We start from the raw sequence: 15290 nt of genomic DNA, 5'->3' as shown, positions 1-15290 counted from the left end.
AAAGGCGTCCCTTATTTTGTTTCAACATTGAATTTACCCGCTGCTCGCCCGGAGCAGCCCCTAACACGTTGTCTCATAAAAGAAATTACCTGCCGAAGTAACGAAATAAATCATCGCGCGGAAACCCATCAATTTACGCGCGATAAAATTTCTTGATTTGATGTATTTCAGATTAATATATTCGCATACGGTTCAGCGCTCATATTACCTCGGCTGGTGCCGTGACCCAATATTCTGGAGGGTCTGCCTCCCGCCTATCGAAGTGAGTGGCGATAGTCGGGAGGCTACACAACCTCAACTCTTGCTGGACAGAAAAACGTTTTGCATCGTGGATTGGGCGACAACAGAGTATGCCCCCCTTCACCGCAACCGCTCCAACAGCTTCAAACTGGCATAGCCATCCGGCAGCAAACCCTGTGCTAGCTGATAGGCCCTTACCGCGTCGGTTGTATTCGGCCCGGTACGGCCGTCGATGCCCTGCGTGTCAAATCCAGCTTCGGTCAGGCGGGTTTGCAGTTCCTTTTTCTCGGTGAAACTCAGCACCCGGTCACCGCGCGGCCAGTCAGCCTGAAACGGGGCACGACCCGCCAGGCGGTCGGAAAGGTGGCCGATGCCAATCACATAAGCATCGGCGCCGTTGTATTTCTCGATCACACCAAAATTGTCGAAGACCATCAGCGCCACACCCTGCCCTCCGGCAGGCAACAGGATAGCGGCCTGCCCGTGGTCCGGCACCGGCTTACCGTCACGTCCGACCACGCCATGCGCGGCCCAGTCTGAAGGCATCAAAGTGAATTCGCGTTTGGCAGTGGCATAGTCGAACCCTTCAGGTAGGCGCACCTCGACCCCCCAGGGTTGCCCCTTGATCCAGCCATGACGCGCAAGGTAGGCGGCAGCCGAGGCCAGCGCATCGGTCGGATCATCAGACCAGATATCGCGCCGCCCGTCGCCGTCGAAGTCCACCGCGTGATCCAGATACGAGGTCGGCATGAACTGCGTGTGCCCCATTGCTCCGGCCCAGCTGCCAATCATATTACCGGGGCTGACATCTCCGGCTTGAACGATCTGCAGCGCGGCGATCAGCTGGGTTTCAAAGAACTTTGCCCGCCGTGCGTCAAAGGCCAATGTGGCCAAAGATCGAATGGTATGATCGCTGCCACGGAACGTCCCGAAGGCAGTCTCGAGCCCCCAAATCGCCGTGACAACCTCTTTTTCGACGCCATATTGCGCTTCGATCCGGGTCAGGGTTGCGTGGTGGCGCTCAAGTCCCGCGCGACCGTTCGATATCCGCGTGTCCGAGACGGCAGAATCCAGATACTCCCAGATCGGCTTTGAGAACTCGGCCTGATTACGGTCACGCTCGATGATCTTCTTGTCATAGGTCAGGCCGGCCAGCGCCCGATCCAGAGTCGCGGGTGAAATACCCCGCTGCATCGCGCGCTTACGAAACGCCCCCAGCCACGCCTGAAAACGCGCATTTCCTTCGGTTGACACCCGATACTCCTTAACTGGAGGCCGCAAAACCGGTCGGATCGATACCATTACATCGGCCGAAGCCAGCTGAAAGGTCTGCGACCCATCTGCTGAATTGAGGGATTCCGCCTGCACAATGGATGCCCATAATGCAGCGGCTATGATGCCACTTGCGCATTTACGCATTCCGATATTCCTGATGACTGCTCGCCCTCAGGGTAGCGCATAATCGGAAATTCTCAAAGCATCTAAACCGTGATCCCACGCAATTGCGAACAGATCGGCGTTTCGCCGCTATCTCTGGCGGCGCTTGCGTTCGACCTTGCGCTTGATCTTGTCCTTTTTGCGCCTGGTGCTGACCGCCTTGCGCCGTGTGGGCCGTCCCCTTGATCCACGCCCCCGCGGCAGGGCCTGATCATCAATCGACAGCAGCTCCAATTCCAACCCGCCAGTTACCGGTGTTGCCTCGGTCAGGCGCACGGTGACACGCTGGCCGATGGCGATGATCAGGCCCGTGTCCGAGCCCATCAGCGTTCCAGCCTCGCGGTCGAAATGGAAAAACTCGCGCCCTAGCGAGCGCACGGGCACCAGCCCATCCGCACCGGTTTCATCCATCTTCACAAAAGCACCAAACCGGGCAATGCCGCTGATGCGACCTGAGAATTCATTGCCTACCCGCTCGCTCAGATACGCGGCCAAATAGCGGTCGGTTGTGTCACGCTCGGCCATCATCGAGCGGCGCTCGGTGTCCGAAATATGGGTGGCGGTTTCATCGAGCCGCGCGATCTCATCCTCGGTCAACCCATCCTTGCCCCAACCATGCGCCGAGATCAGCGCCCGGTGCACGATCAGGTCGGCATAGCGGCGGATGGGTGAAGTGAAATGCGCATAGTTGCGCAGCGCCAATCCGAAATGCCCGAAATTCTCGGGGTTGTAATAGGCCTGCGCCATCGACCGCAGGGTCGTCAGGTTAATCAGTTCTGCATCCTCAGTTCCGGCAGCGGCGTTCAGCAGCGCATTCAGATGTCGGGTTTGCAGCACCTGCCCTTTGGCAAGGTTCAGCCCCGCTGCCTGCGCGGTTTCCCGTAAGCTTTCCAATTTCTCAGGCGCGGGTTCTTCGTGCACGCGGAACAGCAGCGGGCGGCGCTTGGCGATCAGGGTTTCGGCGGCCGCGACATTGGCGAGGATCATGAATTCCTCGATCAGCTTGTGCGCATCCAACCGGTCACGGAACGCCACGCTGGTCACTTCGCCCGTGTCGCTGAGCACGATCTTGCGTTCTGGCAGGTCCAGTTCCAAAGGCTGCCGCGCGGCACGGGCCTTTTTCAACGCGGCGTACGCGGCGTAAAGCGGTTTCAGCACCGGCTCCAGCAACGGCCCGGTGCGGTCATTGGAGCTGCCGTCGATAGCCTCCTGTACCTCGGCATAATGCAGCGAGGCGGCGGACCGCATCAGGCCCCGCACAAACCGATGGCCGATTTTGTTGCCATCCGCGTCAATTTGCATCCGCACAGCGATACAGGCGCGTGGGACGCCCTCGTGCAGAGAACACAAATCGCCCGACAAACGGTCGGGCAACATGGGCACAACACGGTCAGGGAAATAGCTGGAGTTGCCGCGTATACGCGCCTCACGGTCCAGTGCCGTGCCCGGTTGCACATAGGCGGCGACGTCGGCAATGGCGACCCAGATCACATGCCCACCAGGGTTTTTCGGATCGTCATCCGCATGCGCGTAACAAGCGTCGTCATGGTCCCGCGCGTCCGAAGGGTCGATTGTCAGCAGAGGCATATCCCGCAGGTCTTCGCGGCCTTTCAGGCCGACGGGTTTGGCCTTATCCGCCTCGGCAATGACCTTGTCGGGAAAATCGTCGGGAATTCCATGCTGATGGATCGCGATCAGCGAGACAGCCTTGGGCGCCGAGGGGTCTCCTAACCGTTCAACGATTCTGGCGCGCGGCAGGCCCATGCGGTTCTTGGGTCCAGCCTGTTCGGCCTCGACCAATTCACCATCCTTGGCGCCCAGCACCGCGCCATCGTGGACCAGCCATTCAGTCTGACCTGTTTTGTCGATGGGAACGATCCGCCCGCCCTCGGCCCCTTTGCGGAAGATGCCAACAATCTTGCGCGGGTTGGTCCCGATGCGGCGGATCAGACGGGCTTCGTAGTTGTGGTCCTCTTCATGCACCACGGTCAGGCGGGCCAGAATGCGGTCGCCCTCACCCAACGCAGGATCACTGGCGCGAGCGACGATCAGCACGATCGGTTCAACTCCTTCGCCATGCCACTCCAGAGGTCGCGCGAACAGGTCGCCATCCTCGTTCGGGGCCTTCACCTGCAGCACGCTGACGGGTGGCAAACGATCCGGGTCGCGATAGCTGCGCTTGCGCTTTTCCAGATGGCCCTCGGCCTCAAGTTCTTTGAGGATACGCTTCAGGTCGATCCGGTCCGCGCCCTTGATACCAAAGGCTTTGGCGATGTCGCGTTTCGAAGTCAGGGTGGGGTTCGCCGAGATCCAGTCGAGGACCTCCTGCTTGGTGGGAATGCGAGTCATGATTCCGGCCTAGCACGGCGGTGCGACGGCGTCATGACTAAAAAAGATCAGGGTTTCAGATCGGCCACCGTATCCACGTCGCGCAGATGGTCCAACAGCGCCACCCGGCGATCAGGGATCGAGGTCAGCGTATCCGTCAATGCATGTTCTGTCGACCAGCGCACACCACTGAACAGATTGGACGGCAAAGCGCCGTAACGCTGGGCGCCAACCAGCCAATATCCTCCGTCTGGCGCGGGGCCAAATACCATCTGCGCCTGTCCCAGTGCCCCAAACGCCTGCGCGATGTGGCCTCTGGTGATGCCGGGAATATCCGCACCGATCAGACAGACCGGACCTTTTGGCATTCCACGCAGCATCCGGCCCATCCGGTCGCCCAGGTCACCATGCCCTTGCGCCGCGCGGGGCAGATCAACCGGCCAAATACGGCTGGTCAGCCCCTCTCGATCTGGCGAAACCGCAAGCACGATCTGCCAGCGCGGATCGCGCAACCGACGGATCAGCGACCGGGTCTGGTGCCGGAACCACCACGCCGCGCCAACCATACCAATGTCGCGCCCCAAACGCGTTTTCACACGGCCCGGGCGCGGCTCTTTCACCATTATGACCAGAGTGCGCTGCATGGATCAGGCGAAATAGTCCCGCAGAATCCGAGTGTAGATCGTCTTGAGCTGGGCAATCTGCGCTACCTCGACACATTCATCCACCTGATGCATCGTCCGCCCGACAAGGCCAAATTCCACGACCGGGCAGTGGTTTTTCACAAATCGCGCATCCGAGGTGCCTCCGCTGGTGGACATCTCGGGGCGGGTGCCGGTTTCCGCCTCTACCGCTTGCGCCACCAGATCAGACAGCGGACCAGGCGGGGTCAGAAAGCTTTCGCCTGAAATTTTGATCTTGATATCAACTTCAACACCATATGCCTCGGCCACAGTTGCAGCTTCGGCCTGCAACCACTCGCTGAGACTTGCGCCCGTATGCAGATCGTTGAAACGGATATTTACCGCCCCGCTGCATTGCGCCGGGATCACGTTGGTCGCGGTATTTCCGGTGTCGATATTCACAACCGCCAGCGTCGAGGCATCGAAATGGTCCGTACCCCGGTCCAGTTCATGACTTGCCAACCTGTCCATCAGACGCGCCATCACGGGCAGAGGATTCTTGGCCCGATGTGGATAAGCCGAATGCCCCTGTACGCCGGTGACTGTAAACCACGCGGTCATCGAGCCTCGGCGGCCGATCTTCATCATTTCGCCCATCGTATTGGGACAGGTCGGCTCACCCACCAAACAGACAGTCATGCGCTCATCCGTACTGTCCATGTAATCCAGCAGCGCCGTAGTACCGTCCACGGCGTCGCCCTCTTCATCACCGGTGATGGTCAGGATCACAGCACCATTGGGCGGCGTGTCGCGGACAAAATCCACAGCCGCAGCTGCAAAGGCCGCCACGCCCGATTTCATGTCAGTCGTTCCACGACCAAACATCACCCCATCGTGGATTTCCGCACCAAAAGGTGGCTTGCTCCAGGCCGCCTCATCCCCAACAGGCACAACATCAGTGTGTCCGTTAAAGCCGAAACTGCGCGCGTGGCCTTTCTCACCCCAACGCGCAAACAGGTTGCTGATGCCGCCCCGATCGACGCGGGTGCAATCGAACCCAGCATTGGAAAGGAGTTCCTCCAGCAATACCAGCGCACCCCCTTCCTCGGGTGTGACCGATGGGCAACGGATCAGATCTGCTGTCAATTTCACCGGATCTGTCATTGTTCGCCCTTTCTGGTTCATTTGCACGAAGGTTCGCGCACAGATTCAACGAATTGCACCGATTGCCAACCCCTGCGCGCTATAATTTGCGGGCTTTTTACCTTTTGTGTCGACCTGACACCCCAATAAAACATGAGGATTTACCCAGCGACCACCTTGCCGCGCCGTTCGAAAGTGCGTTAGAGCCGCGCGAAACAGGTACATTGATAATGATACGCGCGCTTTTCGCATTGATCTGTCTGACTTTCACGGTTTTTGCACAGCAAAGCCAGGCGCAGACACTGACTGTCACCACGGTGACCCGCCCTCCGTTCTCCTATGTTGAAGACGGAGCTCAGACCGGGTTTTCCATGGATTTGCTTCAGGCACTCGCGCAATCGCTGAATTGGGACTACACCGTTAACCGTGTCGAGGGGTTCGCTGACATGCTGGGCGCGGTGCAGGATGGATCAGCTGATCTGGCTATTGCCAATATCTCGATCACCGCATCCCGCGAGACGCAGATGGATTTCAGCCAGCCGATTTTTGAATCCGGTTTGCAAATCATGGTCCCGTCCGAGGCCGCGCGCCAACCGTCGCTTTTACATGCGCTGCTGTCGCGTGAATTGTTCATTGCCATCGGGCTGGCCTTTGCCCTGCTTCTGGGTGGCGGCATGTTGATGTGGAGTTTCGAGCGCCGCTCGCAACCCTATTTCGACCGCAAACTGAAAGAGGCGTGGTTCCCCTCGTTCTGGTGGGCGCTCAATCTGGTGGTGAATGGCGGCTTCGAAGAACGCATGCCGCGTACACCCTTTGGCCGTTTGCTGGGTGTGATTTTGGTTATTTCATCCCTGTTCATCGTCTCGGTCTTCACCGCGCGGATCACTTCGGTCATGACAGTGGACGCGATCAGTGGCAACGTGAACTCGGTCAACGATCTGTATGGCAAGCAGGTCGGCACGATTTCAGGCTCGACTGCCGCCAATTTCCTGAACCGGCGCGAGATTGAATTTACCGGATATTCCGGCCTCGAAGAAATGCTGACCGCGTTTGAAAACAAGAACGTGGACGCCGTGGTCTTTGATGCGCCGATCCTGTCCTATTACGCCTCACATGAAGGGCGTCGGATTGCCAGCATGACCGGTGGCGTTTTCATGCGTGAAAACTACGGGATCACCTTCCCCACGGGCTCGCCACTGGTCGAAGACGTCAATCAGGCTTTGCTCGCCCTGCGTGAAGACGGCACCTATGACGAGATTTATCGCAAATGGTTTGGGGTACGGAACTAGGCCGGTTCCTCATCCCCGAAAAACGGCGTCATCTGCGCGACAATAACCGCGTTTTCATCCAAAGCCCGCTGCATCAGCGCCCGCTCATCCGGTTCAATCTCATGGCCCTGCGCCTCACGCTCGGCCAGAGTGCCATAACCGGTGACATCCAAAGGCGCGGTGTCGGCCTGTTTCAAAATCGCCACGGTTTCGCGCACGGCCTCGGCCTCATCCACGCCGCTGGCGAAACACATCAGCGCCGCCCCGGTCGCACCTTCGGGCAAGCCGTCGCCATCCTTACGACCGATCTGAACAAGCAGTGTATAGACTTGCTGACGAGAGGGTTTCTTTTGCTTTTCCATGCAGGGGGCCATAACGGCGTGCCTGCCCCCGGTCAAGCGGTCGGGAATTGCGAGACCGCGGCTTCACCGCCATAGTACCGGAACACAGACCGCAAAGGACGTTTTCATGACCTATCCTGATTTCATTACCGACTTTCCAAGCCTTGATGTGCCGTTCCCCGAAGACGTGGTGCAAAGCGCGGTTATCCGATCCGATGCAGGTCTGGTCGCGTTCTTCACCTTTCTCAAGGATTTCGAACTGCCCCTGCATTCGCACAAGGCGCAATGGGGTACTGTAATCGAGGGCGAAATTGAACTGACCATCGGGGATGACACCAGAACCTATCGCCCCGGAGACAGCTATTCGATCCCCTCGGGCGTCGAACATGGCGGGACGATCAAAGCGGGGACGCGGGTCATTGATGTTTTTGAAGAGCCCGACCGCTACCCGGTCAAAGATTAACGCAACAAAAAAGGGCCGCAGCAATGCTGCAGCCCCCTTTGAATTCTGTGCCCGGATTTAGTCGCGCAGCAACTCGTTGATCCCGGTTTTCGAGCGGGTCTTTTCATCCACCCGCTTCACGATCACTGCGCAATACAGGCCGATGTTATTCTTGGTCGGCATCGAACCGGCAACAACCACCGAGTACGGCGGCACCTCGCCATATGTGACCTCACCTGTTTCGCGGTCGACGATCTTGGTCGACTTGCCGATGAACACGCCCATGCCCAAAACCGAGCCTTCGCGAACGATACAGCCCTCAACCACCTCGGAACGGGCACCGATAAAGCAGTTATCTTCAATGATGGTCGGACCAGCTTGCATCGGCTCCAGCACACCACCGATGCCGACGCCGCCGGACAGGTGCACGTTCTTACCGATCTGTGCGCATGATCCGACGGTAGCCCAAGTATCGACCATGGTGCCTTCGCCCACATAGGCGCCCAGATTTACGAAAGACGGCATCAGAACGGCGCCCGGCGCGATATAAGCCGATTTGCGGACCACGCAATTCGGCACGGCGCGGAAACCGGCGGCCTGCCACTGGCTTTCATCCCAACCAGCGAACTTGCTGTCCACCTTGTCCCACCATCCACCGGCCTGCGGGCCTCCGTGCTGAATTTCCATGTCCTTGATGCGGAAACCCAGCAGAACCGCTTTCTTGGCCCACTGGTTCACGTGCCATTCGCCGCTCTCCAGCTTCTCGGCAACTCGCAACGAACCGCTGTCCAGCGCGTTCAGAGTCTCTTCGATAGCCTCACGCTGTTCGCCAGTGGTGGCGGGGGTGATGGTATCGCGTGCCTCCCAGGCGGCTTCGATGGCGGCTTCCAGTTGCGCGTTGGACATGGGGTGCTCCCTGCTGAATCTGTTCACGTTGGTGTTGCCTATACGCAAGCAAGGGACTGGCCGCAATGCGACGCAGAACGCGCACTTTGCGGCTGATTGCTGCGGTTTCAGCCATTCAGCGGGTCGGGAGAAATATTTCCACCGCAGATCAGCACCGCCACACGCTCTCCTGGCGTTGGCTGATACGCCCCCGAAATCAGGGCGGCCAGAGCCGTCGCGCCCGCTGGTTCCACCAGTATGCGATGGGCGCGCCACAGACGTTGCTGTGCCTCGGCGATGGCTTCATCCGTCACCAGAACCGAAGTCATCCCCTGCGCCAGACCAAAACAAATTGAGCCAATCCGCCGCGCGCCCAGCGCGTTGGCGGCGATGCCCGAAACGGTGACATCAACCATTTCACCCGCTTGCAGGGCCGCGTTCAGCGCGCAGGAAGTCGCAGGCTCAACCGCTACGATTTTGCGGGTACCATCCAACCATGCCAGAGCACCCGCAATCAGACCCCCGCCACCTACAGCAACCAAGACCGTGTCTGCCTGAAGACCTTGCGCCTCCCATTCGGAAAAGCAGGTTCCCTGCCCGGCCACGGTGGCAGGCGCATCATAGGCGTGGATTTGCATCGCGCCGGTCGCCTCCTCATGTTCTTGCGCCCCAGTCAGCGCGTTTGCGTATTCGCCGGACACAACGCTCAGGTCAGCGCCGGATTGCTTGATCAAGGCAATCTTGGAAGGCCCCGCGATTTCCGGCACAAAGATCTTTGCCGGGTAGCCCAGCGCACGCGCCGCGTAAGCCGCAGCGGCACCATGATTGCCACCCGAGGCCGCCACAACTCCCGCTTGGGGTACATCCGAACTCAGCAACGTGTTGAACGCCCCGCGCGCCTTGAAGCTACCGGTATGTTGCAAATGCTCCAGCTTCATCTCGACCGGGTAATCCAACCCCAAAGCCGTACTTTCCATAACCGGCGTGACCTGCGCATGTCCGGCAATCCGCACGGCTGCTGCTGAAATTTCGCTCTTCCAATTCATTGTTGTTCTTCCGTGACTGGCGCTCTGCCCGCGAACCCTATAGCTGTTTGAAGAACACGCAAGCAGGGAACCATCACCCATGAGAGAAGACCGCCTCAGCCCTTTCCGCGACGCACAGACCGACCGTTCGACCGCGAGCGAAGTACCTGACACGCCGCAAACGCGCTCACCCGCGTATCGTCTGGCCTTTGCGGATGACGATTTCCTCTGCCGGGATGAACTGCGCCCGGTGCGCCTGCAATTGGAACTGCTGAAACCCGAGATGATCATGACCGAACGCGAGATCACCTCGACCATCGTCATGTTCGGCGGCGCGCGTATTCCCGAACCGTCGCAGAAGCACACCGCCCGGACCGAGACGCTCGCCAATCTGTCGGAATACTATGACGAGGCGCGCGAATTCGCCCGGCTGATGACCGAGAAATCGAACCAAACCGGCTGCCGTGAAAACGTGATCGTCACCGGTGGCGGCCCCGGCGTTATGGAGGCCGGAAACCGTGGCGCTCAGGATGCCGGTGGCTGTTCCATTGGGTTGAACATCGTGCTGCCACACGAACAGGCACCGAACCTCTTTGTGACCCCCGAACTCAGCTTCAACTTCCACTATTTCGCAATCCGCAAGATGCATTTCCTGATGCGCGCCCGTGCCATCACGATCTTTCCCGGCGGGTTCGGCACGATGGATGAGCTGTTCGAATCCCTGACGCTGATCCAGACCGGCCGCATGGACCGCGTGCCCTTCCTGTTGTTTGGCCGCGAATTCTGGGAAAAGGTCATCAACTGGGAAGCTCTGGCCGACGCGGGCACCATCTCGGACGAAGATCTTGACCTGTTCCGGTTCGTCGACACAGCGCAGGAGGCGGTCGACATCATCGAGAACTGGGAACCCGCTCCGCCCCGCGACGAAATCCCGGGTCGCTGAGTCATGGCCTCGAAAATCGGAGAGATGCTGCACCTGCGCGGCAATGAATTGAACGCTGGCGATCCGGTGGCGCTGCCGCTGACGCAAAGCAGCATGTACCACCTGCCCGGTGCCACGGACGGGCTGCCCACCTATGGCCGGGTCGACAATCCTACGTGGCAGCATCTGGAACACGTTCTGTCCCATCTGGAAGACGCGCCCTGCCTGACCTTTCCGTCAGGCATGGGGGCGATTTCGGCTGCGTTGTTTGCGACCCTTAAGGTCGGGTCGCGTCTGTTGATCCCATCGGATGGGTATTACGTCACACGGGTACTGGCCGACCGGTTCCTGTCGGGGCTGGGAGTTTCCGTCACCGAACGCCCGACAACCGCATTCGCCGAGGGCGGTTTCGAAGGTTTTGATGTGGTGTTTCTCGAAAGCCCCTCAAACCCCGGCCTGGATATGATGGACCTGCCGGCCATAGCCGCTGCAGTGCGTGCTGCGGGTGGGATCACCATTGCCGACAACACAACCATGACGCCTCTGGGACAGCGTCCGTTGGACATGGGCATCGACGTCGTTGTGGCCTCGGACACCAAGGCCATGGGCGGGCATTCCGACCTTTTGATGGGTCACGTGGCCAGCCGCAATGCGCAGATCATGGAACGGGTCGAGGAATGGCGGAAAGTCTCGGGCGCAATCCCCGGCCCTCATGAGGCGTGGCTTCTGCATCGCGGGTTGGAGACGCTGGACGTGCGGTTTGATCGCATGTGTTCTTCGGCACAGGTATTGGCCGAGCGGTTGGCCGAACATTCGGCTGTCAAGAACATCCGCTATCCCGGTTTGCCCGGCGATCCGTCCCACGCGCTGGCAAAGGCTCAGACCGCGCGGTTCGGTTTTCTGCTTTCAATCACGTTGGAGTCCGAAACCAAAGCCGAGACCTTCATCAACGCCTGTCCGATGCTGCGCCCTGCGACATCCTTTGGCGGCGTCCACAGTTCTGCCGAGCGTCGTGCGCGGTGGGGTGACGATGTCGACCCCGCCTTTATCCGCCTGTCGATCGGATGCGAACCGGTGGAAGAACTGTGGCAAGCGATCGAGGCCAGCCTGAACGCGCTGTAATTACTTCTTGGGCTCGCGCAATTCGGTAAACACATAGATCGGCAACACGATGCTGCCGATCAAAGCGCCCAGCCAGACCAGCAGCGTCGCCGCCAGCAGGTTGGAGATGCCACCAATGGTCAGCCCGTTGGTGATCAGATCGGTCACCAGCAGACCCACGAAAGTGACGATCAGCGCGATACCGCCCTTGATCGCGGGTGCTCTTTTCTGGCCCAGCTTCAGAATCACGGGCTCGGCAATCCACTGCACCAGTGTAAAGACGATCACCACCACAATGAACGAGATCGGCCGGATCGCAAATTCCGGTAACAATAGCGCGGCAAGCAGCAACCCGATGGCATTGCCGGCCAGCAGGGCCAGAATGGACTTGAGTCTGCGCGTCATGGTGGTCTCCGTCAGAAAATAATTAAAAACATGCATATGTTAACAGGCTCGCGGGAATTTGCGAGCGGTTTCAAAAGCCTCTTCCTTTTGGCCCTGTGAAAACGCATGATCAAACCATCCTGTTCTGACTGACCTGCGAGAGGTGAGATGAGCGACGATCCCTATTCCGTCCTTGGCGTCGCCAAAGACGCCAGCGACACCGAGATTAAGAAAGCCTATCGGCGCATCGCCAAGGAATGCCACCCCGACCTGAAACCCGGCGACGCCGAGGCCGAAGCCAAGTTCAAGGCTGCAGCCGCCGCCTATGATCTGCTGAAAGACCCGGAAAAGCGAGCGCAATATGACCGTGGTGAGATTGACGCCTCGGGTCAGGAGCGCCCGCAGCAGCAATACTATCGTGACTATGCCGAGGCCGCCGGGAACCCATATCGCGGACGGGCGGCAGACCCCGACGACATGTCGGACATCTTTGCCGAATTCATGCGGGGCCGTGGCGGCTACGGCCAGCGCACTCATGAATTTCACGCGCCGGGGCACAATCGCAGCTACAGCCTGCAGATCAGCTTTCTGGATGCGGTGTTCGGGGCCAGCCAAAAACTGACCCTGCCCGATGGGGACCGGATCGAGGTCAAAATCCCCGCGGGTATCACCGACGGCCAGACCATCCGCCTGCGCGGCAAGGGTGAACCGGGCTTTGGTGAGGGTCCTCCGGGCGACGCACTGGTCACGGTCACGGTTGCGAAACACCCCGTCTTTGATCGTCAGGGCGACGACATCCACATCACCCTGCCAATCACCATCGATGAAGCCATTTTGGGCGGCAAGGTGCCCGCCCCCACCATCGATGGCGGCGTCAATGTCAATGTTCCGGCGGGCACCAGCAGCGGAAAGACCCTGCGCCTGCGCGGCAAGGGGGTGAAGAAGCGTGGCTCATCCGAACGCGGCGATCAACTGATCGAACTGACTGTCGCGATGCCGGACAAGATCGACGAAGACCTGAAGCACTTCATGGAGACATGGCGCGAGAACCACCGCTATGATCCGCGCAATGGAATGCCGTCATGACCCGCACCCTGACCGAAGAGCAGCTGATCGAAACCGTCACGCGCCTGACCTCGACCCGGTTGACCGAATATCTGGCCGCCGAGATCGTGATCCCTGAACAAACGGAACAAGGCCTGATCTACCACAGCCTCGACGTTGCGCGGCTGGAACTGGCCTGCGAGTTGCATGACCAGTACGAGATGGAACCCGATGCCCTGTCGATGGTGATTTCTCTGATCGACCAGATGCACGGTCTGCGCGCTGAATTGCGTGAGGTTCTGAACGCCGTAGATGCGCAACCCGAACCCGTACGCAAGCAACTGATCGAGGTCATCGGTACAGCGCGGTTCCGTCGCAGATAACGGGCTTTTGGACTCGGGGCGATTACCGTAAAAGGCCCCCTTGATCCAAAACCCGGTATACCCATGACCCAATCCAGATCCGAACTGCTGATGCCTGCAGGCAATCTGCGCAAGCTGAAACTCGCCATCCTTTACGGGGCGGACGCCGTGTATCTGGGTACGCCGGATATGTCGCTGCGCACGAAATCCGAGTTCTCGCTGGAAGAGGTGATCGAAGGGGTCGAGTTCTGCCACCAGCACGGGCGGCGCGCCTACCTGACGTTAAACCTGTTTTCGCACAACAAAGACATCCCGAAGCTGGACGAATATATTGACACGGTCCGCAAGGTGAAGCCCGACGGGCTGATCATCGCCGACCCCGGCGTGTTCCAATATGTCCGCGAACGGGCCCCCGAGCTGCCGCTGCATATCTCGACCCAGGCCAATATCTGTTCCTGGCTTTCGGTGAAGTTCTGGCAGGATCAGGGGGCCGAGCTGGTGGTTCTGGCGCGTGAAGTCTCGTACCCCGAACTAGTCGAGATCCGCGAGAAATGCCCCGACATCAAGCTAGAAGCCTTTGTCCACGGTGCTATGTGCATGACCTATTCAGGCCGCTGCCTGCTGTCGAACTTCATGGCCGAGCGAGGGGCGAACCAGGGCAACTGTGCCAATTCATGCCGCTGGAACTACGGCCTGAAACTGCGCATCAAGGATGGCACACATCAGGAACTGCGCATCACAGAAGAAAACGCCGACCTGTTCGAGTTTCTGCTGGAAGAGGGCTGCCGCCCCGGTGATCTGATGCCCATCGAAGAGGATGATCGTGGCTCGTATATCCTGAACTCGCGCGATCTGTGCATCATGCCGAAACTGGATGAGTACCTGAAGATCGGCGTCGACAGCCTCAAGGTCGAAGGGCGCGGCAAGTCGGAATATTACGCTGCCATCGTCGCCCGCGCCTATCGCATGGCCATCGACGATTATCACGCGAACCCCGAGAACTGGGATCCGAAGCCCTATATGCGCGAACTCGAAACCGTCGGGAACCGCGGCTATACGTTGGCCTTCCACGAAGGGCGGCTGACCAACTATTCCCACGACTACGAGCACACGGCATCCATCGCCCAATGGGAATATGCCGGGATCGTCACCGAAGTGACCGAAGATGCGTTTCTGGTTGAGGTGAAGAACAAGCTGGAACCAGGCGATGTGCTGGATTTTGTCTCGCCCATCTCGCGCGACACGGTTCTGCTGCGGGTTTATGATTTCGAGCGCGCCCATGACGGCGCGCGGCTGGACGTGGTGCATGGCAGCACGAAAACCGTCATCCGCCTGCCCTTCACCCTGTTCGATCACGAGGACATCGACGACCTGCGCGCCCGTTTCCCGGTCTATTCCGTCCTGCGCAAGGAGCGCGCCCTGACCGACGAACACTGGAGCCGCATCCGGTTCGACAAGCTGGTACAAGGGCTGGAAACCTCGGGCCGTGACAATCCAAAGGCCTATGAACGCCGCCGCGACGAACTGGTGGAAAAGATCGGCGAGGACGGCAACGAACGCCGCTTCAAGACCAACCGCATTGGCACCGAAGGCTGCTGCGGCAAAGGCTGCAACGGCTGTCTGATCTTCTGGCAGGATGAGAAATACGCGCTGGCCCGCGAGGTGTTGTCGAAACGCAAACAGGGCGAACAACTCAGCCGCCGCGAAGCCACGGCGCTGAAGCTGCCTAACGAGGCCGTCTGACG

The 15290-nt window shown here is 59.4% G+C and carries 15 protein-coding genes; 7 read left to right on the top strand and 8 right to left on the bottom strand.

The window, feature by feature from the left end; genetic code table 11:
• Nucleotides 1-360 precede the first annotated feature (360 nt).
• The 4 genes from ACR0D7_RS15185 to dapE form a co-directional block, all read right to left on the bottom strand.
• On the bottom strand, nucleotides 361-1659 hold the full coding sequence (locus tag ACR0D7_RS15185; protein ID WP_480679746.1) for a lytic murein transglycosylase: 1299 nt from the start codon (nucleotides 1657-1659) through the stop codon (nucleotides 361-363).
• Nucleotides 1660-1767: 108 nt separating this feature from the next.
• The gene (gene rnr, locus ACR0D7_RS15180; protein ID WP_480679745.1) at nucleotides 1768-4026 is read right to left on the bottom strand and encodes a ribonuclease R; all 2259 of its coding nucleotides are present in this window, start codon (nucleotides 4024-4026) and stop codon (nucleotides 1768-1770) included.
• Between the two features lie 47 nt (nucleotides 4027-4073).
• On the bottom strand, nucleotides 4074-4649 hold the full coding sequence (locus ACR0D7_RS15175) for a TIGR04282 family arsenosugar biosynthesis glycosyltransferase (RefSeq protein WP_480679744.1): 576 nt from the start codon (nucleotides 4647-4649) through the stop codon (nucleotides 4074-4076).
• Nucleotides 4650-4652: 3 nt separating this feature from the next.
• A complete protein-coding gene (dapE, locus tag ACR0D7_RS15170) occupies nucleotides 4653-5792 on the bottom strand; it encodes a succinyl-diaminopimelate desuccinylase (protein WP_480679743.1) in 1140 nt (379 codons plus the stop codon).
• A 209-nt stretch (nucleotides 5793-6001) separates the two neighbouring features.
• On the opposite strand from dapE, the gene ACR0D7_RS15165 reads away from it, so the two are divergent.
• Nucleotides 6002-7060: a transporter substrate-binding domain-containing protein gene (locus ACR0D7_RS15165; protein ID WP_480679742.1), complete on the top strand. Its 1059-nt coding sequence runs from the start codon at nucleotides 6002-6004 to the stop codon at nucleotides 7058-7060.
• On the opposite strand, the gene ACR0D7_RS15160 is transcribed toward ACR0D7_RS15165, so the two are convergent.
• Nucleotides 7057-7401 (bottom strand): hypothetical protein, encoded by a 345-nt coding sequence (locus ACR0D7_RS15160; protein WP_480679740.1) that lies wholly within the window; start codon nucleotides 7399-7401, stop codon nucleotides 7057-7059. The two genes, ACR0D7_RS15165 and ACR0D7_RS15160, sit on opposite strands and share 4 nt — an antisense overlap.
• Before the next feature lie 106 nt (nucleotides 7402-7507).
• On the opposite strand from ACR0D7_RS15160, the gene ACR0D7_RS15155 reads away from it, so the two are divergent.
• Nucleotides 7508-7843 (top strand): cupin domain-containing protein, encoded by a 336-nt coding sequence (locus tag ACR0D7_RS15155; protein ID WP_480679739.1) that lies wholly within the window; start codon nucleotides 7508-7510, stop codon nucleotides 7841-7843.
• Nucleotides 7844-7900: 57 nt separating this feature from the next.
• On the opposite strand, the gene dapD is transcribed toward ACR0D7_RS15155, so the two are convergent.
• Both dapD and ACR0D7_RS15145 read right to left on the bottom strand, forming a co-directional pair.
• Nucleotides 7901-8728: a 2,3,4,5-tetrahydropyridine-2,6-dicarboxylate N-succinyltransferase gene (gene dapD / locus ACR0D7_RS15150; protein WP_480679737.1), complete on the bottom strand. Its 828-nt coding sequence runs from the start codon at nucleotides 8726-8728 to the stop codon at nucleotides 7901-7903.
• Between the two features lie 107 nt (nucleotides 8729-8835).
• Nucleotides 8836-9753 carry a threonine/serine dehydratase gene (locus ACR0D7_RS15145; RefSeq protein WP_480679736.1) on the bottom strand — a complete coding sequence of 306 codons (918 nt, stop codon included), beginning with the start codon at nucleotides 9751-9753 and terminating at the stop codon, nucleotides 8836-8838.
• 79 nt (nucleotides 9754-9832) lie between these two features.
• Between ACR0D7_RS15145 and ACR0D7_RS15140 the strand changes: the two genes are divergently transcribed.
• Both ACR0D7_RS15140 and ACR0D7_RS15135 read left to right on the top strand, forming a co-directional pair.
• Complete coding sequence (locus ACR0D7_RS15140; protein WP_170383847.1) at nucleotides 9833-10675, top strand: LOG family protein; 843 nt, start codon at nucleotides 9833-9835, stop codon at nucleotides 10673-10675.
• Nucleotides 10676-10678: 3 nt separating this feature from the next.
• The gene (locus tag ACR0D7_RS15135; RefSeq protein WP_480679735.1) at nucleotides 10679-11776 is read left to right on the top strand and encodes a cystathionine gamma-lyase; all 1098 of its coding nucleotides are present in this window, start codon (nucleotides 10679-10681) and stop codon (nucleotides 11774-11776) included.
• Here ACR0D7_RS15135 and ACR0D7_RS15130 read toward each other — a convergent pair whose 3' ends face one another.
• Nucleotides 11777-12160, bottom strand: coding sequence for a hypothetical protein (locus ACR0D7_RS15130; protein WP_170383844.1), 384 nt, complete (start codon nucleotides 12158-12160; stop codon nucleotides 11777-11779). It abuts the gene before it with no gap.
• Nucleotides 12161-12307: 147 nt separating this feature from the next.
• Between ACR0D7_RS15130 and ACR0D7_RS15125 the strand changes: the two genes are divergently transcribed.
• From ACR0D7_RS15125 to ACR0D7_RS15115, 3 genes are all read left to right on the top strand, one after another.
• On the top strand, nucleotides 12308-13225 hold the full coding sequence (locus tag ACR0D7_RS15125) for a DnaJ C-terminal domain-containing protein (RefSeq protein ID WP_480679734.1): 918 nt from the start codon (nucleotides 12308-12310) through the stop codon (nucleotides 13223-13225).
• A complete protein-coding gene (locus ACR0D7_RS15120; protein WP_480679733.1) occupies nucleotides 13222-13566 on the top strand; it encodes a hypothetical protein in 345 nt (114 codons plus the stop codon). The genes ACR0D7_RS15125 and ACR0D7_RS15120 overlap by 4 nt, the downstream gene beginning before the upstream one ends.
• A 63-nt stretch (nucleotides 13567-13629) precedes the next feature.
• Entirely contained in the window at nucleotides 13630-15288 is a 1659-nt protein-coding gene (locus ACR0D7_RS15115) for a U32 family peptidase (protein WP_480679732.1), read from the top strand.
• The last annotated feature ends 2 nt before the right edge of the window (nucleotides 15289-15290 follow it).

Source organism: Ruegeria sp. BB7 (assembly GCF_056539365.1).
This window is presented reverse-complemented; position numbering and strand designations above follow the sequence as displayed.